Origin of the sequence: Paracoccus mutanolyticus (assembly GCF_003285265.1) — a bacterium.
GTDB classification, from domain to species: domain Bacteria; phylum Pseudomonadota; class Alphaproteobacteria; order Rhodobacterales; family Rhodobacteraceae; genus Paracoccus; species Paracoccus yeei.
Genome location: NZ_CP030239.1, coordinates 759490 through 781135 on the forward strand (window position 1 = coordinate 759490; position 21646 = coordinate 781135).

Sequence of the window (21646 nt, forward strand, 5' to 3'; positions counted from 1 at the left end):
CCTAGCGGTTCACCCGGTCGGGCAGATCGCGTCCTTCGGCGAAGGCCAGCAGGTTCGACAGCGCACGCATCGCCATGTCGGTGCGCACCTCCTCGGCCGCGGTGCCCAGATGGGGCAGCAGGGTCACGTTTTCCAGGTCGATCAGGCCGGGGGCCAGGACGGGTTCGCGTCAAAGACATCAAGGCCGGCGGCGGCGATGGTGCCGTCCCCAAGCGCGCGGATCAGCGCCGCCTCGTCCACCACGCGCCCCGGGCGATATTGACCAGGATGCCCTGGCGGCCCAGCTGCGCGAGTTCCGCCGCGCCGATCAGGTGGCGTGTGCCCGCGCCCCCCGGCACCGCGACAACCGCGAAATCGGCGGCCTTCAGCAGCGCCTCCAGCCCCTCGGCCTGGCGGGCGGGAAAATCGAGGCCGGTCACGCGCGAGCGGTTGTGGAACGCGACCGTCATGCCAAAGCCGAAATGGCAGCGGCGGGCGATGGCCTGGCCGATCCGGCCCATGCCGATGATGCCCACGGTCTTGCCGCTGACATGGCGCCCCAGCAGTTGCGTCGGCTGCCAGCCGATCCAGTCGCCCCGGCGCAGCAGCCGCTCGCCCTCGCCGGCGCGGCGGGCGGTCATCAGGATCAGCGTCAGGGCGATGTCGGCGGTCGCCTCGGTCACGGCGTCGGGGGTGTCGTCACAGCGATCCCGGCCGCCGCCGCCGCCGCCACGTCGATGTGGTTGTAGCCCGCGCCGAAATTCGCCAGCAGCCGGCAGCGCAAGCCTTGGGAAAACGCCTCGGCGCTGAAACGGTCGCCCAGCGTCGGCATCACCGCGTCATAGTCGCGCATCGCCTGCGCCGCCTCGGCAGGGGTCAGCCCCTGGGTGCGGTCCAAGAGGGTGGTGTCAAAGCGCGCGCGCAACGCGGCCTCGGCCCGTTCGGTCATGCGCCGTGTGACCAGAAGCTTCATCAGAACATCCTTGCGCCCAGGGGGACCGGCTGGTCGGGGCCGATCAGCACCACACGCCCGCCGCGTCGATCATCGGCCCAGTTCCCGCCCGCGGGCCGCAGCGGCGGCGACGGTGCGGCGCATCAGGGGCGGCAGGCCATGGTCCGGGTCCATCAGCTCGGCCAGGCCGGCCGCCGTGGTCCCGCCGGGCGAGGTCACGTTTTCGCGCAGCCGGGCCGGATCCTCGTCCTGGGCGACCGCCAGAGCGCCCGCGCCAGCGACCGTCGCGCGCGCCAGTTCCAGCGCCAGGGCCGGGGACAGGCCCTCGGCCACGCCGGCCGCCGCCATCGCCTCGATCAGGTGAAAGACATAGGCCGGACCCGAACCCGACAACGCCGTCACCGCATCCATCTGGTCCTCGGAGTCCAGCCGCACGACGCGCCCGACGGCAGACAGCAGCGCCTGCGCCAGCGCCATCTGCGCCGCGCCCGCGCGGGCGTTGCCGATGATCGCGGTGATGCCGTGGCCGATGGCGGCGGGGGTGTTGGGCATGGCGCGCACGATGGGCGCCGCCGGAAAGGCCGCCTCATAGGCCGCGATGGTGACGCCCGCCGCGACCGAGATGACCAGCGTATCGCCGCCGACCGACAGGCGCGGCAGCACCTCGGCCATCATCTGCGGCTTGACCGCGATCAGCAGGACGGCGGGATCGCCGGGCAATGCACCGTTTACCGAAATACCCAGATCCGACAGCTCCGCCCGCGGATTGGGGTCGATCACATGCACCGCGCCCGCCGCCAGCCCGTTCTTCAGCCAGCCGTCCAGCAGCGCGCCGCCCATCCGCCCGCAGCCGACCAGCACCAGGCCGCGCGCGTTCACATCCGAAAAATCCATGCTGCCCCCTCGGCTTGCGCCCCTGCCCGGTCCTCCCGGGCGGGTTCAGGCGCGACCGTAAGCCTCGGCCAGGGCGATGTCCATTGCCGCCTCGGGCGAGGCGTCACCCCAGCAGGCCAGCTGGAAGCAGGGATAGAAGCGTTCGCAATTCTCGATGGCGTTGCGGATCATCTGGTTGATCTGCGAGGGCGCGGCGATGGCCTCGCCCGACAGCACCAGCCCATAGCGCCAGACCATCAGCTTCTGCGCCGCCCAGAAGGTGAAGCCGCCGTCCCAGACCTGGTCGTTGGCCAGGTTCAGCACATGATACAGCGCCGGCAGCCGGTCGGCGGGCGGGTCCATGTCGAAGGTGCAGATCAGGCGCAGCACCTCCTCGCGCGGCGACCAGGCAAGGGTCAGCGAATAGGTCCGCCACTGGCCTTCGACGGCCATGGCGATCTGGTCCTCGGCCAGCCGGTCGAAGTCCCATTCGTGATGGGCCGCGACCGTCTCGACGATGTCGATGGGATGGATTTCGTCGCTGTGGATGAAGTCGCCAAGCTGCGTCATCTTCCTGCCTTTCGAAACAGGGCCAGCCCGCCATATGGTGGGCGCCGACTACACCCGGCGTAGTTGCCGGAATGTGCTTACTAGATATCGTGTTCCGGTTCCATGAGGGTGTAAAGAGAAAATTCCGTTACCACCCCCTCCGATTGCTGCATGTGCACAACGATGGGCGCGACAGGCGGAACCGGTCAGGCGCCCACAGGGGCAGGAGGAATGATGCGCGACCACGGCGGCGATCTGGACAGGGCGGCACGCGACTTCGGCGGTGCGGCATGGATCGACCTGTCCACCGGGATCAACCGGCGGCCCTATGTCCCGGCGCCGCTGTCGGCCCATGCGCTGAGTGCCCTGCCGACGCGCGCCGACCAGGCGCGGCTGGTGGCGGCGGCTTCGGCCCGCTACGGCGCTGCGCCCGAGGCCATCCTGCCGCTGGCAGGGGCGTCGGCGGGGATCCAGCTTTTGCCCCATGCGGTGCCGGGCCGGCGGGCGGCGGTGCTGTCGCCGACCTACAACGAACACGCGGCCAGCCTTGCCGCCGCCGGCTGGCGGGTCGAGACGCCCGAGACCCCCGAGGCGCTGGCGGGCGCCGACCTGGGGGTGATCGTCAATCCCAACAACCCCTGCGGGCGGTCGTTCGAGCCCGGGCAGATCGCCCGGATCGCCGCGACCGTGGGGCACCTGCTGGTCGACGAAAGCTTCGCCGACCCCCGGCCCGATCTTTCGGTGGCCGGCGCGCCGCCGCCGAACGTCACCGTGCTGCGGTCCTTCGGCAAGTTCTGGGGGTTGGCGGGGCTGCGGCTGGGCTTTGCCATCGGCGCCCCGGCGCTGCTGGCCCGCATGGCCGAGCGCGCGGGCCCCTGGCCCGTGTCGGGCCCCGCGCTGGAGATCGGCACGGCGGCGCTGGCCGATGAGGCGTGGAGCGAGGCAACCGTGACCTGGCTGGCCGAGGCGGCGCTGCATCTGGACCAGATCGTCCTGGCGGCGGGCTGGAACCTGGCCGGGGGCACGCATCTGTTCCGGCTGTACGACACGCCGGACGCTCGGGCGGCGCAGGCCCGGCTGGCCCGCGCCGGCATCTGGAGCCGGATCTTTCCCTGGCACCCGCGCTGGGTCCGCCTGGGCATCCCCGGCGGGCGCGAGGAATTCGCGCGGGTGGCAACGGCGCTTACAGCACCCGGTTGACGTGGCCCATCTTGCGGCCCGGCCGCGCCTCGCCCTTGCCATACAGATGGATCTGGGTGCGGGGGCGCCGCAGAGTGGGATGCGGTCGATGGCTGCCGCATTCCCACGTGTCGGGCGGTGGTTGTCGCCCGGGGCAGGCCGGCGACGGCACGGATGTGCTGCTCGAACTGGTCGACCGCGCAGCCCGCCTGGGTCCAGTGCCCCGAGTTGTGGACGCGCGGCGCGATCTCGTTCACGATCAGCCCTTGGGGCGTCACGAACAGTTCGACCCCCATGACACCGACATAATCCAGCGCATTGACGATGCGAGCCGCGATCAGCACCGCGTCGGTCAGCAGGCTGGCCGGCAGCCCGCAAGGCACGGTCGTGGTGCGCAGGATGCCGCCCCGATGCACGTTCAGCCCCGGGTCATAGGCGGCCACCTGCCCGTCCGCGCCGCGCGCCACGATGACGCTGACCTCGGCCGAGAACGCGACGAAGCCCTCCAGGACCGAGGGCGCGCCCGTCCAGTCGAGCTGTCCCGCGTCGGAAAAGCGGATCTGCCCCTTGCCGTCATAGCCCATGCGCCGGGTCTTGAGGATCGCGGGCGCCCCAAGGTCGGCCAGCGCGGCGGGCAGGTCGGCCTCGGTCTCGACGTTGCGATAGGGCGCGGTGGTCAGCCCGATGCCCGTCAGGAAGTCCTTTTCGGTCAGCCGGTCCTGCGACACGGCCAGCGCCCGCCGGTTCGGGCGGATCGGGCGCAGCGATTCCAGCAGGTCCAGCGCCGAGGTCGGCACGTTCTCGAATTCGTATGTGATCACATCGACCGATTCGGCGAAGGCGCGCAGGGCCTGGTGATCCTCATAGGGGGCGTTCGTCACCGCATGGGCCACGTCGCCCGCCGGCGCCGCGCCCGGTTCATAGACATGGCAGCGATAGCCCAGCCGGCTGGCCGCGACCGACAGCATCCGCCCCAGCTGGCCCCCGCCCAGGATGCCGATGGCGGCGCCGGGTTTCAGTTCAGTCATCCTTGGGCTCCTCGGGGATGGAATCGGACAGGGCCTGGCGCCAGGCATCCAGCCGCGCGGCAAGATCGGGGTCGGAAATCGCCAGGATCCCGGCGGCCATCAGCCCGGCATTCGCCGCCCCCGCCGCCCCGATCGCCATGGTCGCGACCGGATAGCCCTTGGGCATCTGCAGGATGGAATAAAGCGAATCGACGCCCGACAGCGCCTTGGTCTGGACCGGCACGCCGATCACCGGCACCCGCGTCTTGCTGGCCATCATGCCGGGCAGATGCGCCGCCCCGCCCGCGCCGGCGATGATGACCTTGAGGCCCCTTTCGACCGCCGTCTTGCCATAGTCCCACAGCCGGTCGGGCGTGCGGTGGGCGCTGACGATGCGCGCCTGATAGCCGATGCCCAGTTCGTCCAGAATGGCCGCAGCCTCGCGCATGGTGGGCCAGTCCGACTGGCTGCCCATGATGATTCCGACGGGTCTTTCCATCCGTGCCCCCTTTTCGCCCCGCCCTAGCGCGCAGGGGCGCGCGATGCAATCAGGCGATGATGTCCGGGGTCAGCTCATCCTCCAGCCGGGCGATCCGGTCCTTCAGCGCAAGCTTCTGCTTCTTCAGGCGCTGGAGGGTCAGCGAATGGGTCAGGCTCTGGCTGGCGAGCGCCTCGATCGCCTCGTCCAGGTCCCGATGCTCGCGCCTGAGCACCTCGAGCCGGGCGCGCGCGATCTCGTCATGGGACATTTCGTACTGGGCGTTCATGATCGGGCCTCGGGCTGGACTGCCCCGTTATAACCCGCGGTTTCCGCGGTGTTAATGGCCTTGCTGGAATTGGTTAACGAATGCCGCCCCTTGTCTCGGGGCGGGGCGCTGCCCATATTGCCATCAAGCGGGTCGCCGCATCGGGGCCCGTCCGTAACAGTCGCTGCACGATGGGCTGAACATGACCAAGATTTCGCTGGCCGCACATCCGTTCCTGCTGGGGTTCGATCAGCTGGAGCGTCTGGCCGAACGGGCCGCCAAGGGCGCTGAGGGCTATCCGCCCTACAATATCGAGCATCAGGGCCCGGACGGGTTCCGCATCACCTTGGCGGTTGCCGGTTTTTCCGAGGAAGATCTGGCGCTTACGCTTGAGGACCGGCAGTTGGTGGTGCGCGGCCGCCAGACCGAGCCGGAGGAGGAGCGGGTGTTCCTGCACCGGGGCATCGCCTCGCGCGCGTTCCAGCGCAGCTTCGTCCTGGCGGACGGGGTCGAGGTGGTCGCGGCGAAGCTGGAAAACGGCTTGCTTAACATAGACTTGCGCCGCTCGACACCCGAGACCGTCGTACAGACCATACCGATCAGCCGCAAGTGAAAGGGGATCGCAAATGAACGAGAAATTCGATTTCGGCCCGGAAACCTCGGGCAACACCGTCTATATCCGCCGCGTGGCGATGGACACGCTTCCCGACGAGGTTCGCCGGCAAGTGCCTGATGTGGATGCGCTTTATGCCGTCCACGGCGCGGATGGCGAACGCCTTGCGCTGGTCAAGGACCGCAGCCTGGCTTTCATGCTGGCGCGCCAGAACGAGTTGGAGCCGGTCAGCGTCCACTGACCCCAGATCCGGCCCCCAGGGTCACGGACCGGCCTTCCCCGAAGGGGGAGCGCCGGTTTTTTCATGCCCGTTTCCGCGCCGCACCAGGCGTCCCCCGGCCGTGCACGGGGCGTACACCGCGCGTACACCGGCAACGCGCGCCGCGTTACGGTTTCGTTAACCCGCCCGAACCGATCATGGCCTTTGGTCCTGGACGGAGGGTGCGCGATGGCGAAGGCGGACGAGCAGCGGCGGATGAACTATCACTACATGGCCGACGCCATGCGGATGCTGGAATGGGACCTGCACCAGCGGCTGATGGAGGAGCTGCGCATCCCCGCCGAATGGCACGAGATCGCGCGCGAAAAGGGGCAGTCGAAAAAGACCCGCGTGACGATCCGGCTGGACGAGGAGATCGTGCGGTTCTTTCGCTCGACCGGGGCGGACTGGCAGCCGCGGCTGAACCGGGTGCTGTCGGTCTGGATGCACGCGCGGCTGGCGGGGATGATCCGGGGCGCCGAGACGATGGATTACATGAAACGGCGGGTCGAGGAGGGTTTCGACGGACGGCGGCCGCGCTGGGGGGATTTGCAGCGGATGGAGGAGGAGGTGCTGGGGGATGCCGCGACGCGGTTTGGTGAGCCGGGGGTGCCGGTGGGGGAGGAGCGGGTGGCCTCGGCGGTGCTGAAGGTGGAGTTGGATGGGAGGCGGGGGCGGTGAGGGAATGCTTTGGGCGGAAAGCGGCCTAACGGTGTCGTAGGATGGCAAACTCTGCACTGAGCGGGAGTGTCAGGAACTCTGTGTATCTGAGAGCGGGCCCATGCGGTTTTCAGATACTACATATTATACAACCACATGCTTGCTTTGATAAAGTCAAAAAGACTGATAAACTGAGGCGTACGTGCAAGACCCGCGCAGCGGACTCGACGGATACATCGATCACATGACAAGCGCACATCCGTCGCCGGCAAGCCAAACCAAGCCCATCTGGTTCGATGCAATTGGGAAGACCGACGCTCAGCTGCAAAGCATACTTAACGAGATGTATGTCGCCTATGATCACGGCGCCAATATTCTCACTGCCGTTGGCCTGAGAACCGCATTAGATCGAGCTACCGAGGTTATCGGCATCGATCCGGCAATGACCTTCGAGGAAAAGCTGACTGAATTGAAGAACGGCACAAAAAAACTAAATCGTCCCTCTCTTTCTTTTTCCTAAATAGACAGATTAATGACTATACGAGAAAGAAAAAATTGATAAAATATTTGTGACATCAATCTGAATCCGGTCTGACCAACCTTCCAGGCGGCGATTGTGACGCTGATGCCGGGATTTTCCTGTCCAAGGATCGCGGCGACCCGCTGAAGCAACACGGACAAAAGCGCCCTGAGATGGGCGAGGATCTTTCGGATATTGTGGCCGCAGGCGCAGAGGACAGAAAAGACCGCGTCAGCCGATACGGCCCTTCGATGGTTGCCAGGGCCTCGCCCCATCATGATGGCCGATATGTTAAGCGCAGAACCCCGTCCGGAATAGCCGGACGGGGATTGATGATATCGCAATCAGTCGGTTCTGAACGACCTTTCAGGCGACGATTGTGTCCCTGATGACCTTGGTGCCGAATCCGTAGCGGACCTGCGCCCTGCCCTTCGAGATGCAATCGATCTCGGGTTCGTACAGGCAATTGATCTGTCCTTGCTCTTCGGGGTCTGCTTGAGCAGGCGACCGACCAGCCAGAGCGCCTCCAAGACCCTGTCTCGCAATTCTCCCCCGGGAATGTCCTGCAAGTGGCGGTGCAGATCGCGGCGGATCCGGCCAACATAGCCCTTGAGTTGGCGCAGGGCCTTGCGCATGCGCTTGAACTGCCGGGCATGGGCATACCGCCCCACCTGGGCGGCCAGCCGCGGGGCAAGGCGCGCGTAGTTCTGGCGCAGATCGACCCCCGCTTCCTTCGCCAAGCCGACCAACAGCGCGCGGGCGCGCTCGTAAAGCCGCGCATCCGTGGGATGGGCGATGGTCTTTTCCATCACGGTCGTATCCAACACCCGCTTCAGGCGCTAAATCGTTGACCGGGACGAGTCGGCCGACCTCAAGCAGTCCCGGTCAGCAGCCACTCCACTCCATCACTCCGCGATCCGCTTGCGCCAGAGCACCAGTCTGCCGAGGGTTCAGATCGGGGACGGTGCTACAAGAACATCTCCCGGTGAATGCCGGCACTCGGCGCTCTCGACCCACCGGGGAAAGTAGTGCGCTCGGCTGAGAGCTTGAAGGCGATCTCGAGACGAGAGCCCCGCCACCAGGCGTGGAGATGTCGCTGGCCGTCCCTGGCGAGACGGAAAGAAGCTCGCCCACTCCCGTTCAAAGAAATCCCAGTCGATCAGTGCCGCAAGCTTCACCAACTCATGGCGGGCGTCGATCATGTCGACCAGTCTCGGGCGGAGCAGGTCATCCTGTTCAGGGGCGCGGGAATGGGGCTTCATCGGCGACCGGAAATTGCAGGGTTTCTGGCAAAAGCAGACGGTCGCCTGCGATTCCATGTACAGACAAAACCTCATCTTCAGTTGACGTACCAAATCTACGCGCTAACGCTCGTGTTTCTAAAAAGGAACTGCGAAAAATGCGAAGTAAAATGACTGTAACAATATTTGACAACAAGTAGAAAATTATTAAATCAGTTCGCAGTTGCCAGCCTTAGTTAGAACAATCCTGCCACCAAATGTCGGAACATCCGGAGGATTAATTACCAATTATTATTAGAATATTATCATCATCACTACTTGATGCCAGCATAGTATACTTTAGATTCGAAATATTTACTACATCTAACCATCCGACAAATCATCACAAGATGACAGATACCTGACCATCATATCAGCGCTGATCGCGACTATTAGCTATAATTGGTTCATTTATATTAAGCAAGCAGATATTCCGATATAATTTTAGCATATAATTTCACAGGATTAATTGTAGAAATTCTAAAGCAAAAAAATCAAACGAACATTCACACAGAAACGAACAACAAACATTACGCAAACTAAAAATTACATCTCGCAATGAACCTTCAAGGACAATCGAGTGCAGCCTCCATGAAAAAAAACGGCCGGAATCGTTGCAATCGCGCGCGCAGGCGTGGCTGGGCAGGCCAGTCATCATCTCGCGCATTCCGATCATGGCTTTCGCGGTATTCTCAGTCACGTTTGTGGCCACACTCATCTTTTTCGCGTGTCCTTTGCCGATTATACGAACCTTTTCGTAGTCGAGGATGTTCGGATGTTTTTGCGTCCAGCATACTTGATTCTTGTAGGGGCATTCAAGATCCAGGCAGAATTGAATTCTATTATTTTATCCTTACCCGATTTATCTGCTTATTAAAAATCGATGCCTTGCCAAGATCATCTTAGATTACATGTCCGCATCTCGGCACCCGAGAACGAACAGACGGACCTAAAACGACCAGTGCCCACTAAAATTCCCCACAACCCAAATCCCCAAAACAACACCAACTAAGCGACAAATTTTGGTATATTAGAGACAATCTACTAACACAGTCCGATACGGAAGCAATTCTCTAGGCCATACGAGAAGTCGGTACCTGTCAGGAAGGGAGACACCAATGAAAAAATCGAACGCTTCAGCATGAAAACACTTTTGCAATTTCGTTTCTATATTGCAAGATTGTTCTGACTTGTGCAATCCGCCTTGTCCTCCTCTGCGGTGCGGCAGATCGACAGATTTTTCCTAATCCGCTCTGACGGTCCGGAACTATGACACATATGCTGACATGGTCCTATTTGCCATTGGTGATCCTCTCTGTCCAATACTCAAGATCATTTATATCACTAGAAGTAAAAGACCCATTTGCATCAGGGAATCCGGCTTCCACTTCGCGCAACTCGACCCATCTTAGGCCTTTTCGGCCTTGTCATAGCCGACAGATTCAGCCGAAATGATCATGGTCTTGACGAGGGCTCGATCGATTCTTTCGGCGGATGCGTGGGGTCGCACGGCGAAGGAGTTCCCGTTTCGTTTCAGAAATAGTGGAAGACATTACGATGTGCCAGAATGTCTGGCCTTTCGCGATTCTCGTCTTTCCCTTCTCGATGGGTCACATTGCGAGCCCTTTCTCAAAGACTCCCTCCAAAAACCTCGATAATCGTAGTTATTGTAGCAGCTTATGTGCAAGCGATTAATAGACAGATTTTTTCAATGGTCAAGTCTATTTGCGCCGAATGGCAAATCGGTAAGCTAATTTTCCATCGAAAGCATTGCAGCCACTGGTCGAGGCGGCAGGCGGCCGAGGGCCAAAACGACAAGGCCGCCCACTGGGCGACCTCCTTTTATATGAGACTATACTGCTTAGCATCACGCCTGCAACGCCCGCACCCCAACCTCGCCCTCACCCCGCGACTTGATCGCCGCCACCGCGGCAATACTCCCCGCCGCCGTGGTATAATACGGGATCTTGTCGTTCAGCGCGACCGCCCTGATCTCGCGCGAGTCGGCGATGGCCTGGGCGCCTTCGGTGGTGTTCAGGACCATGGCGATCTCGCCGTTCTTCAAGCGGTCGACGATGTTCGGGCGGCCTTCGTAGACCTTGTTGACCAGCTCGGCCTGAACCCCCGCATCGCGCAGAAAGGCGGCGGTGCCGGAGGTGGCGAGCAGGGTGAAGCCCATCTCGGTCAGGTCGCGGGCGGCCTGGGCCAGCGCCTCGGTCTTGTCGGCGTCGCGGACCGAGACGAAGACCAGCCCGGTGTCGGGCAGGTGCGTCCCCGCCCCCATCTGCGCCTTGAGGAAGGCGCGGGCAAAGCTGCGGTCCCAGCCCATGACCTCGCCGGTCGAGCGCATCTCGGGGCCCAAGAGCGTGTCGACGCCGGGGAAGCGGGCGAAGGGCAGCACCGCCTCCTTGACGGAAAACCAGGGGGTCAGCGGATCGGCCAGCGTCAGCGGGTCGGCGAAGGGCAGCGGATCCTCGGGGCCGGCGTTTTCGGGGTAAGGCGCGCGGGCGGGGAAGTTCGCCATCGGCTCGCCCGCCATCAGGCGCGCGGCGATCGAGGCGATGGCGCTGTCGGTGGCCTTGGCGACGAAGGGCACGGTGCGCGAGGCGCGGGGGTTGACCTCGAGGACATAGATCGCGCCGTCCTTGAGCGCGAACTGCACGTTCATCAGACCGACGACGTTCAGGGCGCGGGCCATCGCCTCGGTCTGGCGTTTCAGTTCGGCGATGGTGGCAGGGTCGAGCGTGTGCGGCGGCAGCGAGCAGGCGCTGTCGCCCGAATGGACGCCCGCCTCCTCGATATGCTCCATGATGCCGGCGACGTGGACGGTCTGGCCGTCGCTGAGGGCATCGACATCGACCTCGATCGCGCCCGAGAGGTAGCTGTCGAGCAGGACGGGGCTGTCGCCCGAGACCTGCACCGCCTCGCGGATGTAGCGGTTGAGCTGGTCCATGTCGCGCACGATCTCCATCGCGCGGCCGCCAAGGACGTAGGACGGGCGGATGACCAGCGGGAAGCCGATGCGCTGGGCGATGGCGATGGCTTCCTCGCCCGAGCGGGCGATACCGTTGACCGGCTGCTTGAGGCCGAGGTCGTTCAGCAGTTGCTGGAACCGCTCGCGGTCCTCGGCCAGGTCGATGGCGTCGGGGGTGGTGCCGAGGATGGGGATGCCCTCCTCCTCGAGCGCGTTGGCGAGCTTCAGGGGCGTCTGGCCGCCGAACTGGACGATGACGCCGTGAAGGGTGCCGTTCTCCTGCTCGGTGCGCAGGATTTCCAGGACGTGCTCCAGCGTCAGCGGTTCGAAATAGAGCCGGTCGCTGGTGTCGTAGTCGGTCGAGACGGTTTCCGGGTTGCAGTTGACCATGATGGTCTCATACCCGGCCTTGGTCAGCGCGAAACAGGCGTGGCAGCAGCAATAGTCGAACTCGATGCCCTGGCCGATACGGTTCGGGCCGCCGCCCAGGATGACGACCTTCTTGCGGTCGCTGGGGCGGGCCTCGTTTTCCACGTCGCCCATCGCCGGGGCTTCGTAGGTCGAATACATGTAGGGGGTCTGGGCCTCGAACTCGGCGGCGCAGGTGTCGATGCGCTTGAAGACCGGGTGCGTTCGTGGGCGCGGCGGGCCTTGCGGACCTGCGCCTCGGGCTGGCCGGTCAAGGCCCCAGGCGGGCATCGGTAAAGCCCATCATCTTGAGCCGGCGCAGACCCTCCAGATCGGCGGGCAGGCCCGCGTCGCGCACGGCATTCTCGGCCTCGACGATCTCGCGCAGGCGCGACAGGAACCAGGGGTCGAAGCTGGTCGCGTGCTGGATTTCGTCGTCGGTCAGCCCGTGGCGCATGGCCTGGGCGATCAGGCGCAGGCGGTCGGGGGTCTGGGCGCTGATCGCCTTGACGATGGCGGCCTTGTCCGGGGCGCCGGGGATCTCGATGTCGTCAAGCCCGGTCAGCCCGTTCTCCATCGAGGCCAGCGCCTTTTGCAGCGATTCATGGAAGCTGCGGCCGATGGCCATGACCTCGCCCACCGACTTCATCGCCGTGGTCAGTTCGGGCTTGGAGCCGGGGAACTTCTCGAAGGCGAAGCGCGGGATCTTGGTCACCACATAGTCGATCGAAGGCTCGAAGCTGGCCGGCGTGACGCGGGTGATGTCGTTGTCCAGCTCGTCCAGCGTATAGCCCACCGCGAGCTTCGCCGCGATCTTCGCAATCGGAAAGCCGGTCGCCTTGGACGCCAGCGCCGAGGACCGCGACACGCGCGGGTTCATCTCGATCACGACCATGCGGCCGTCCTTGGGGTTGATCGCCCATTGCACGTTCGAGCCGCCGGTCTCGACGCCGATCTCGCGCAGGACGGCGATGGAGCCGTTCCGCATGCGCTGGTATTCGCGGTCGGTCAGGGTCAGGGCCGGGGCGACGGTGATGGAATCCCCGGTATGGACGCCCATCGGATCGACGTTCTCGATCGAGCAGACGATGATGGCGTTGTCGGCGCGGTCGCGCACCACCTCCATCTCGTATTCCTTCCAGCCCAGCAGGCTCTCGTCCACCAGCACCTGCGCCACGGGCGAGGCCTCCAGCCCCGAGCGCACGATGCGTTCGTAGTCGTCGCGGTTATAGGCGACGCCGCCCCCGGTGCCGCCCAGCGTGAAGGCGGGGCGAATGATCGCGGGCAGGCCGATTTCCTCAAGGTCCGCCAGCGCCTGCGCAATGCCGGCATTGATGTCATACTTGCCGCTGGCAAGCTTCGGCGCCGCCACGATGGTCGCGCGCGGGTTTTCCAGCCCGATCCGGTCCATCGCCTCGCGGAACAGCTTGCGGTCCTCGGCCATCTCGATGGCGGCGCGCTGCGCCCCGATCAACTCGACCCCGTAGCGGTTCAGGACGCCCGCATCGGCCAGCGCCAAGGCGGTGTTCAGGCCGGTCTGCCCGCCCATCGTGGGCAGCAGCGCGTCGGGACGCTCCTTGGCGATGATCTTCTCGACCACCTCGGGGGTGATCGGCTCGATGTAGGTGGCGTCGGCCATCTCCGGATCGGTCATGATCGTCGCCGGGTTCGAGTTCACCAGGATGACCCGGTAGCCTTCCTCGCGCAGCGCCTTGCAGGCCTGGGCGCCGGAATAGTCGAATTCGCAGGCCTGGCCGATGACGATGGGCCCGGCACCGATGATCAGGATGGATTTGATATCGGTTCTTTTCGGCATGGCGGCGTCCTCGGGCTGGCGGCGGGTAAATCGACCGGGGTTATAGCCATGGCGGGCAAAGTCGCAAGGGTGCGCGGCCCCCCCGTCCGGCAAAAAAGCCGGCACGCCGCCGCGATGCGCCGCGCCCTGCCCTTCACCGTTTTTCAAATACCCATGCGACGGGGCCGGCGGGGCCGCCCCCTCAGCCCTGGGCGGGTTTCTTCTTCAGGCTCTTGCCGTGGTTCGAGATCCAGTCCATCGCCGCCAGCAGCACGCCCGAGACGACGAAGACCAGGTGGATCACCACCATCCAGCGGATGTGCTCGGGGGCATACTTGCCGACATCCATGAACACCTTCAGCAGGTGGATGCCGGAAATCGCGACGATCGAGGCCACGAGCTTGAGCTTCAGCCCCGAGAAGTCGACCTCGCCCTGCCAGTTCGGCCGGTCCTCGTGGTCGTGCAGGTCCATGCGGCTGACGAAGTTCTCGTATCCCGAAAAGATCACGATCAGCAGAAGGTTGGCGGCCAGGCTCAGGTCGATCAGCGCCAGCACCCCAAGCACCGCGTCGTTGACGGTCATCACCGGCAGGATCTGGATCAGGTGCCACAGTTCCAGCCCGAAGACCCACAAGAGGATCAAGAGCGACAGCGCAAGGCCGATATACATCGGCGCCATCATCCAGCGGCTGGCGAAAAGGCTGCGTTCGATCAGGCGTTCCATGCGTTCTCCTGTTGCATCAGACAGGCCCGATCTAGGCATGCCGCGCCGCAGCGAAAACCCCTGCCGTCAATTCAGCACGTCATAGCGCCGCAGGATCCAGAACAGGTCATAGGCCAGCCAGCCCAGGCCCAACCACATCAGCGTCCGGGCGCGCATGCTACGCATGGCCGTCAGACCGATGGCGATGCCCAGCACCATCCGCCACGGGTATTCGCGCCCAAGCGAGGCCCAGTGATCGGCCCCCTTCATCCAGGTGTCGCCCATGTCAAAGACGAAGGACAGCGCGAAAAGCCCAAAGAACAGGCGACGTCGGCGCAAAAAGAACCGCTCGGTTTCCACATGGTCCGAAATGTTGTCGGGATAGATCAGCGTCGCCATCAGAAAGAACAGCGCCGTATAGGCCAGGACAAAGACATAGATGCCGAAATGCCAGTCGGCGATCAGGCGCAGGTTGAATTCCCACCACCAGAAATGCACCGCGCCAAGCAGCAGGACCAAAGCCCAGACGATCTGGGCATACATGGCTTCGGTTCGGTCAGGGGATTGGATGCGCCGGGACAGGCCTGAAAGCACACGGGTGATGGACAGCCCCAGGATCAGGCTGATCAGAACCTTCAGATGCCCGTAAGCCTCCATGCCGTCCCCGCAGCCGCCGCGCGCACCCGCCAGCCTGGACCGGGGCGGGGCGCGGGGTCAAGGCCAAGGCGCGCAGACCCGGCTCCTCAAGCCTCGATGAATTCGCGCACGAAGGGCGTCGCGGGCCGGGCCCGGATGTCCTGCGGGCGGCCGACCTGCTCGATCCGGCCCATGGACATCACCACCACCAGGTCGGCCAGTTCCATCGCCTCGTCCTGGTCGTGGGTCACGAAAACCGTGGTCAGGCCGGTGGTGTCGTGGATCTCGCGCAGGCCCTGGCGCAGTTCCTTGCGGACCCGGGCGTCGAGCGCGCCGAAGGGTTCGTCCAGCAGCAGCATGCGCGGCTCGATCGCCAAGGCGCGCGCCAGGGCGACGCGCTGGCGCTGGCCGCCCGACAGCTGGCTGGGGAAGCGCGTGGCGATCTGGGGCAGCTGGATCAGGTCCAGAAGCTTCAGGACGCGGCGCTGGATCTCGGCCTCGGGCGGGCGGGTGGCCGGGGGCGCGCGCGCAGGCCATAGGCGATGTTTTCGAACACCGTCATGTGCTTGAACAGCGCGTAGCTTTGGAACACGAAGCCGGCGCGGCGGTCCTGCACGGTCAGGCCGGTGGCGTCCTGGCCGTCGAACAGCACCCGGCCCGAGGTCGGGATTCCAGCCCGCCCAGGATGCGCAGCAGCGTCGTCTTGCCCGAGCCCGAGGGCCCCAGCAGCGCCACCAGCGCCCCCGAGGGGATGGCCAGGCTGACCGGGTGCAGCGCCGTGGTCTGGCCGAAGGACTTGGCGATTTCGTCGATCTCGATATGCATGGGAACCTCGGAACTCAGTGACGGCGGGTTGCGGCAAGCTGGTCGGCGTGGCGCCATTCCAGCATGGATTTCAGCGCAAGCGTCAGCAGCGCCAGAGCCGCCAGCACCGCTGCCAGGCTGAAGGCCGCGACAGAAAGGTATTCGTTGTACATCATCTCGATGGTGATCGGCATGGTGGCGGTCTGGCCGCGGATCTTGCCCGAAACGACTGCGACGGCGCCGAATTCGCCCATGGCGCGGGCGTTGCACAGCAGGACGCCGTAAAGCAGCGCCCATTTGATATTGGGCAGCGTCACCGTGCGGAACACCCGCCAGCCCGAGGCGCCCAGCGTCAGCGCGGCCTCTTCCTCGGACCGGCCCTGCTCGATCATCACCGGGATCAGTTCGCGGGCGACGAAGGGGAAGGTCACGAAGATCGAGGCGAGCACGATCCCCGGCAGCGCGAAGATGATCGGAAAGCCCTGCGCGACCAGCCAGCCGCCGACCAGGCTGTTGGTGCCGAACAAGAGCACCAGCGCCAGCCCCGCCACCACCGGCGAGACCGAGAACGGCAGGTCGATCAGCGTGATCAGGAACGCCTTGCCGCGAAAGTCGAACTTGGTGATGGTCCAGGCCGCCGCGATGCCGAAGACGGCGTTGACCGGCACCGCGATCGCCGCCACCAGCAGCGTCAGCTGGATGGCCGAGCGCGCGTCGGGCTGCGCGAGCGAGGCGATGGCCGCCCCCGCGCCCTTGGCCAGCGCCTCGGCAAAGACCACCGCCAGGGGGCCCAGGACCAGCACCGCCAGCCCCAGCAGCGCGACGCCGATCAGGACGCGGCGCACGGCCGGGCTTTCGTCGGTCACCGGGCGCCACGCCTTCGCGGGGCGTTCGGCCGGGCTCAGCAGCGGTTCCTGCAGGGTGCTGTCAAACATGGCCGATTCTCCTGCGGCTCCAGATCTGGATCAGGTTGATGACGAGCAGCATCGAGAAGGCGATCAGCAGCATGGCGATGCCGATGGCCGCCGCGCCGTCATAGTCGAACTCCTCGAGCTTGATGACGATCAGCAGGGGGGCGATCTCGGTCTTCATGGGCAGGTTGCCGGCGATGAAGATGACCGAGCCGTATTCGCCGACCGCGCGCGCGAGCGACAGCGCGAAGCCGGTCAGCGCGGCGGGCGCGAGCGCGGGCAGGATCACCCGGCGCAGGGTATAGAAGCGGCCCGCGCCCAGCGTGGCGCTGGCCTCCTCGACCTCGGTCTCGATCTCGGCGATGACGGGCTGGACGGTGCGGGTGACAAAGGGCAGGCCGACGAAGATCAGCGCGATCAGGATGCCCCATTCGGTATAGGCGATCTTGAAGCCCAGCGATTTCGCGATGCCGCCCAGCACGCCGTTCGGGGCGTAAAGCGCGGTCAGCGCGATCCCCGCCACCGCCGTCGGCAGGGCGAAGGGCAGGTCCACGATGGCATCGACCAGCCGCCGGCCGGGGAATTCATAGCGCGCCAGCACCCAGGCCAGCAGCGTGCCGACACCCGGCACAGCCGGCCAGGAAGGCCAGCCGGAAGCGACAGGACCGCGCCGCCCAGACGCGCGGCGTGTTCACCGTGTCCCAGACCCCCGCAGGGCCATAGCTGACCCCCTTGGCCAGCAATGCGCCGACCGGCAGGATGACGATCAGCGACAGCATGGTCAGGGTGATGCCCATGCCAAGCCCGAAGCCTGGCATGGGGGACCTTTGCGTTTGCAGCGCAAGACCCATGGATCACATCCCCGTATAGATCTGGTCGAAGGTGCCGCCGTCGCCGAAGTGCTCGGGCTGGGCCTTCTTCCAGCCGCCGAAGTCGGCGATGGTCACCAGGTCCAGTTTCGGGAACCGGGCCACGTCCTCGGGGTTGGCGGCGCTGGTGTCCCAGGCGCGGTAATAGTGCTTGAAGGCCAGCGCCTGACCCTCGGGCGAATAGAGGAAGTTCAGATAGGCGTCGGCCAGGGTCTTCTGTTCGTCGTCGACGATGTTCTTGTCCACCACGGCGACCGGCGGCTCGGCCAGGATCGAGACCGAGGGCACCACGATGTCGAACCGATCCTCGCCCAGTTCGTTCAGGGCCAGATAGGCCTCGTTTTCCCAGGCCAGCAGCACGTCGCCGATCTCGCGCTGGGTGAAGGTCGTGGTCGAGCCGCGCGCGCCCGAGTCAAGCACCGGAACGTGCTGGAACAGGGTGTGGACGAACTCCTTGGGATCCTGGCCGTTCTTTTGCGCCCAGGCCCAGGCGGCCAGATAGTTCCAGCGCGCCCCGCCCGAGGTCTTGGGGTTGGGGGTGATGACCTCGACCCCGTCCTTGATCAGATCGCCCCAGTCCTTGATCCCCTTGGGATTGCCCTCGCGCACCAGGAACACGATGGTCGAGGTATAGGGCGACGAGTTGTGCGGCAGGCGCGACTGCCAGTCCTCGGGCAGAAGGCCCTTTTCGGCGATCTTGTCGATGTCCGAGGCGAGCGCCAGCGTCACCACCTGGGCCTTGAGCCCGTCGATCACCGCGCGCGCCTGCGCGCCCGAGCCGCCATGCGAGGATTCGACCACCGGCGCCTTGTGGCCCTGGGCCTCCCACGCCTTGGTGAAGGCGGCGTTCACGTCGCGGTAAAGTTCGCGGGTCGGGTCGTAGCTGACGTTCAGCAGGCTGTTGTCGGCCTGCGCCTGCCCGGCCGCCAGGCCAAGCCCGCCGACGGTCACGGCCACGGCCAGCAGTCGGGCGCCCATGCCAAGGCAGCGGTCCAGAAGGCTGGGGCGAAGCGGATAGCCGGTCATGCGCTTGGTCCCGTCGACGACCGTCATGCGGCCATCCAGATGACGGCGAACGACGCGGCCATGGGCCAGCTGGCTGTCGGTGACGCGGATGGTGCGGATCATGATGCCTTCCCCTGTAACGGCCTGTGCGGCTGTCTTCATGTCCGTAATAACGACAGTCTTTGTCGTTAATTTCAAGAAAAAAGACGCTTTCAACTATCGTTTTTATTATTTTTAGATTTCAAATACTTGATAGGATAATTTCAAGAAAAGCGCGCCATTTCCCAGCCCAGGAAAGGCTCGAATCGCGGCTTTTAGGCGTGTTTTTCGGGGAAGGCTGCCGCCCCCGGCCGGGTAGGAGGTGGCAGGCCTGCGGACCGGCCCGGCACGCGTACGGGTGAGAAAAAATGCCTGGCGCCCCGGGGCACCAGGCCGGGGCGCGGCCGGGACAGCCGGCGTCTCGCGCCAGGGGGACGGCGGCCGGCCTAGCCGGCCAGCTTGTCCCGGCCTTCTGGGCCAGGGCCTCGGCGCGGGCGGCAAGCTCGGCCAGCGCCTCGGACAGGGTCGGCGGCAGCACCGGCACCTCGACGCGCGGCGGATTGGCCTTGCGCGGGCCAGTTCCCGTTCGGTCGAGGCCAGCCGATCCTCGAGCGCCGAGGTGCGGTCGGCCAGCATCAGCCCCGCCAGCAGCAGCAGCCGCTGTTCGGGCATCCGCCCGGCTGTTCCAGGATCACCCGCGCCTCGGCGTCCAGCAGCGAGGCGGCGCGCTTGAGCAGCCGCTCCTCGCCCTCCTGGCAGCTGAGCGTATAGGATTTGTGCCCGATCGAGAAATCGACTTCGGCCATGGTTCAGCCCCTTTCCTGATCCGTTTCGTCCGCCATCTGCGCATCGCCGCCCTGCCCGACCTGCGCGGTCGAGGCGGGCGACATGGTCACCGGCGTTTCGATCACAGCGGGGCCCGTGTCGGCAGGGGCAAGCGGATCGGCCTCGGAGCCGGGCTGGTCATCCGCCCCGCCCTGGTCGCCGATCATCCGGTCCAGGGTGTCCACGATATCCCCGATCTGGCCGATCTCGGCGGCGCGCGCCTGGCGCAGGGCGTCCACCTCGGCCTCGAGCGCGCGGCGGATCTCGTCGGGCTCGGGGCCCGGGGGGCCGATCAGCCTGCGGTTCGCCTCGGCCAGGGCCTCGTTGGCCATGGCGAGGCGCGCGGCCTCCTCGCCGGCGGCGGCAAGGCGGTCGTTGGCGTGGGACAGCGCGTCCTCGGACGCGGCCAGCCGCGCCTCGAGCTCGGCCAGGGCGGCGGCGTGGCTGTCGCGCAGCGCGGCCAGTTCCGTGGCCAGGCGCTGGGCCTCCTCCTCGGCCTCGGCCGCAGCGGCGTCGGCGGCGGCATCGGGGGGAGCCTGACGGGCCGCGCCCGCCCGGTCAATGAACTGGTCGATGCGGTCAAGCGCGGCGATCAGCCGTTTCTCGCTGGCGGTCAGGTCGGCGTTCATCGGCCAGGGTTCCTTTCGGTCGTCGTCCAGGTCATGAACTTTTCTGGCATCGCAGCGGCCATATGACAAGGACGTGCTGGCATGGCAGCCGCAATGGCCTGTCTGCGGCGGGCCCCTGCCGCGGCTTTTCACCCCGCCCCGCCCCGCGTATAAGGCGCCCGAGCCAGAACCAGGGCCAGAACCACGGAGAGACGCGACATGCGCAGCGCATCCATCACCCGCGAGACGGCCGAGACCCGGATCGAGGTCACGGTGAACCTTGACGGGACCGGGCGGTACGACAACCAGACCGGCGTCGGCTTCTTCGACCACATGCTGGCCAGCTGTCGCGCCATTCGCTGATCGACCTGACGGTGCGGGCCAAGGGCGACCTGCCATCGACGACCACCACACGGTCGAGGACACCGGCATCGCGCTGGGCCAGGCGCTGGTGCGCGCCCTGGGCGACAAGACCGGCATCCGCCGCTATGGCCGCTTTCACCTGGCGATGGACGATGCGCAGGTCGCGGCGGCGCTGGACCTGTCGGGGCGGCCCTATCTGGTCTGGAACGTGGAGTTCCCGCGCGAAAAGATCGGCAGCTTCGACACCGAACTGGTGCGCGAGTTCTTTCAGGCGCTGTCCACGCATGGCGGGATCACGCTGCATGTGGACCGCATCCACGGACTGAACGCCCATCACATCGCCGAAGCCGCCTTCAAGGCCGTGGCCCGCGCGCTGCGCGAGGCGGTCGAGCCCGACCCGCGCATGGCGGGCGTGCTGCCCTCGACCAAGGGGGCGCTGTGATGCGGGTGGCGCTGGTCGATTACGACAGCGGCAACCTGCATTCGGCGGAGAAGGCCTTCGCCCTGATGGGGCGCGAGACCGGGGCCGAGGTGGTGGTGACCTCGGACCCCGATGTCGTGGCCCGGGCCGACCGTGTGGTGCTGCCCGGCGACGGGGCCTTCCCGGCCTGCCGCGCGGCGCTGGACGCCGTGCCGGGCATGGTCGAGGCGCTGCAGGCGGCGGTCGCGGCCCGCGCCGTGCCCTTCATGGGGATCTGCGTCGGCATGCAGATGCTGGCCGAGGTCGGACACGAATACCGCGACACTCCGGGCCTGGGCTGGATCGGCGGCGAGATCGAGGCGATCGACGCGCCGGGGCTGAAGGTGCCGCACATGGGCTGGAACGACCTGGCCATTCTGCGCCCCCACCCGGTGCTGGAAGGCGTAGCGACGGGCGATCACGCCTATTTCGTGCACAGCTGGCAGTTCCGGGTGACGGATCCCGCCGACCTGCTGGCGACCGCCGATTACGGCGGGCCGGTGACGGCGGTGGTCGGCCGGGGCAATATCGTGGGCTGCCAGTTCCACCCCGAGAAGTCGCAGGCCGTCGGCCTGCGGATCATCGGCAATTTCCTGCGCTGGCGCCCCTGAGTCTTGCCCTGGCGCCGG

15 protein-coding genes and 8 pseudogenes are annotated in these 21646 nt (G+C 65.6%); 7 read left to right on the top strand and 16 right to left on the bottom strand.

Annotated features, from left to right (window positions below; genetic code table 11):
• Position 1: 1 nt before the first annotated feature.
• From DPM13_RS04225 to DPM13_RS04235, 3 genes and pseudogenes are all read right to left on the bottom strand, one after another.
• Positions 2 to 952 (bottom strand): annotated as a pseudogene (locus DPM13_RS04225) (2-hydroxyacid dehydrogenase).
• A gap of 69 nt (positions 953 to 1021) precedes the next feature.
• Positions 1022 to 1825: a pyrroline-5-carboxylate reductase gene (gene proC, locus DPM13_RS04230; protein WP_112887517.1), complete on the bottom strand. Its 804-nt coding sequence runs from the start codon at positions 1823 to 1825 to the stop codon at positions 1022 to 1024.
• 45 nt (positions 1826 to 1870) lie between these two features.
• Positions 1871 to 2374, bottom strand: coding sequence for a type III secretion system chaperone family protein (locus tag DPM13_RS04235; RefSeq protein ID WP_080620858.1), 504 nt, complete (start codon positions 2372 to 2374; stop codon positions 1871 to 1873).
• Between the two features lie 213 nt (positions 2375 to 2587).
• Here DPM13_RS04235 and cobD point away from each other — a divergent pair, with 213 nt between their 5' ends.
• Positions 2588 to 3553, top strand: coding sequence for a threonine-phosphate decarboxylase CobD (gene cobD / locus DPM13_RS04240; protein WP_112888691.1), 966 nt, complete (start codon positions 2588 to 2590; stop codon positions 3551 to 3553).
• On the opposite strand, the pseudogene DPM13_RS04245 reads toward cobD, so the two are convergent.
• From DPM13_RS04245 to DPM13_RS04255, 3 genes and pseudogenes are all read right to left on the bottom strand, one after another.
• A pseudogene (locus DPM13_RS04245) lies at positions 3537 to 4560 on the bottom strand (5-(carboxyamino)imidazole ribonucleotide synthase). The gene cobD and the pseudogene DPM13_RS04245 overlap by 17 nt on opposite strands.
• Positions 4553 to 5038 (bottom strand): 5-(carboxyamino)imidazole ribonucleotide mutase, encoded by a 486-nt coding sequence (gene purE, locus DPM13_RS04250; protein ID WP_099647998.1) that lies wholly within the window; start codon positions 5036 to 5038, stop codon positions 4553 to 4555. The pseudogene DPM13_RS04245 and the gene purE overlap by 8 nt, the downstream one beginning before the upstream one ends.
• Positions 5039 to 5087: 49 nt before the next feature.
• The gene (locus DPM13_RS04255; RefSeq protein ID WP_028719775.1) at positions 5088 to 5306 is read right to left on the bottom strand and encodes a YdcH family protein; all 219 of its coding nucleotides are present in this window, start codon (positions 5304 to 5306) and stop codon (positions 5088 to 5090) included.
• Positions 5307 to 5487: 181 nt separating this feature from the next.
• Here DPM13_RS04255 and DPM13_RS04260 point away from each other — a divergent pair, with 181 nt between their 5' ends.
• From DPM13_RS04260 to DPM13_RS19620, 4 genes are all read left to right on the top strand, one after another.
• A complete protein-coding gene (locus DPM13_RS04260; RefSeq protein ID WP_080620861.1) occupies positions 5488 to 5898 on the top strand; it encodes an Hsp20 family protein in 411 nt (136 codons plus the stop codon).
• 13 nt (positions 5899 to 5911) lie between these two features.
• Complete coding sequence (locus tag DPM13_RS04265; RefSeq protein ID WP_028719773.1) at positions 5912 to 6139, top strand: DUF1150 family protein; 228 nt, start codon at positions 5912 to 5914, stop codon at positions 6137 to 6139.
• A gap of 207 nt (positions 6140 to 6346) precedes the next feature.
• Positions 6347 to 6838, top strand: a complete 492-nt coding sequence (locus tag DPM13_RS04270) for a BrnA antitoxin family protein (protein ID WP_189654839.1) — start codon at positions 6347 to 6349, stop codon at positions 6836 to 6838.
• A gap of 181 nt (positions 6839 to 7019) precedes the next feature.
• On the top strand, positions 7020 to 7337 hold the full coding sequence (locus tag DPM13_RS19620; protein ID WP_145963307.1) for a hypothetical protein: 318 nt from the start codon (positions 7020 to 7022) through the stop codon (positions 7335 to 7337).
• Positions 7338 to 7483: 146 nt separating this feature from the next.
• Here DPM13_RS19620 and DPM13_RS04275 read toward each other — a convergent pair.
• From DPM13_RS04275 to DPM13_RS04320, 10 genes and pseudogenes are all read right to left on the bottom strand, one after another.
• Positions 7484 to 8599, bottom strand: a pseudogene (locus DPM13_RS04275) (IS5/IS1182 family transposase); the annotation flags it as partial.
• Positions 8600 to 10484: 1885 nt separating this feature from the next.
• A pseudogene (carB, locus tag DPM13_RS04280) lies at positions 10485 to 13815 on the bottom strand (carbamoyl-phosphate synthase large subunit).
• A gap of 181 nt (positions 13816 to 13996) precedes the next feature.
• Positions 13997 to 14518, bottom strand: coding sequence for a TIGR00645 family protein (locus tag DPM13_RS04285; RefSeq protein WP_028720193.1), 522 nt, complete (start codon positions 14516 to 14518; stop codon positions 13997 to 13999).
• Positions 14519 to 14584: 66 nt separating this feature from the next.
• The gene (locus DPM13_RS04290; protein WP_112887519.1) at positions 14585 to 15154 is read right to left on the bottom strand and encodes a hypothetical protein; all 570 of its coding nucleotides are present in this window, start codon (positions 15152 to 15154) and stop codon (positions 14585 to 14587) included.
• 86 nt (positions 15155 to 15240) lie between these two features.
• Positions 15241 to 15958, bottom strand: a pseudogene (locus DPM13_RS04295) (sulfate/molybdate ABC transporter ATP-binding protein).
• A 14-nt stretch (positions 15959 to 15972) separates the two neighbouring features.
• On the bottom strand, positions 15973 to 16872 hold the full coding sequence (gene cysW / locus DPM13_RS04300; protein ID WP_080620864.1) for a sulfate ABC transporter permease subunit CysW: 900 nt from the start codon (positions 16870 to 16872) through the stop codon (positions 15973 to 15975).
• Positions 16865 to 17699: pseudogene (cysT, locus tag DPM13_RS04305) on the bottom strand (sulfate ABC transporter permease subunit CysT). Before cysT ends, cysW begins: the two are co-directional and overlap by 8 nt.
• 3 nt (positions 17700 to 17702) lie before the next feature.
• Positions 17703 to 18845 (bottom strand): sulfate ABC transporter substrate-binding protein, encoded by a 1143-nt coding sequence (locus DPM13_RS04310; protein ID WP_223252334.1) that lies wholly within the window; start codon positions 18843 to 18845, stop codon positions 17703 to 17705.
• A 385-nt stretch (positions 18846 to 19230) separates the two neighbouring features.
• Positions 19231 to 19567, bottom strand: a pseudogene (locus DPM13_RS04315) (cell division protein ZapA); the annotation flags it as partial.
• A 3-nt stretch (positions 19568 to 19570) separates the two neighbouring features.
• Positions 19571 to 20215, bottom strand: coding sequence for a hypothetical protein (locus DPM13_RS04320; protein WP_189654840.1), 645 nt, complete (start codon positions 20213 to 20215; stop codon positions 19571 to 19573).
• Between the two features lie 198 nt (positions 20216 to 20413).
• On the opposite strand from DPM13_RS04320, the pseudogene hisB reads away from it, so the two are divergent.
• Together hisB and hisH are read left to right on the top strand one after the other, a co-directional pair.
• A pseudogene (gene hisB / locus DPM13_RS04325) lies at positions 20414 to 20999 on the top strand (imidazoleglycerol-phosphate dehydratase HisB).
• Positions 20999 to 21628, top strand: coding sequence for an imidazole glycerol phosphate synthase subunit HisH (gene hisH, locus DPM13_RS04330; RefSeq protein ID WP_028720185.1), 630 nt, complete (start codon positions 20999 to 21001; stop codon positions 21626 to 21628). The pseudogene hisB and the gene hisH overlap by 1 nt, the downstream one beginning before the upstream one ends.
• Positions 21629 to 21646 lie beyond the last annotated feature (18 nt).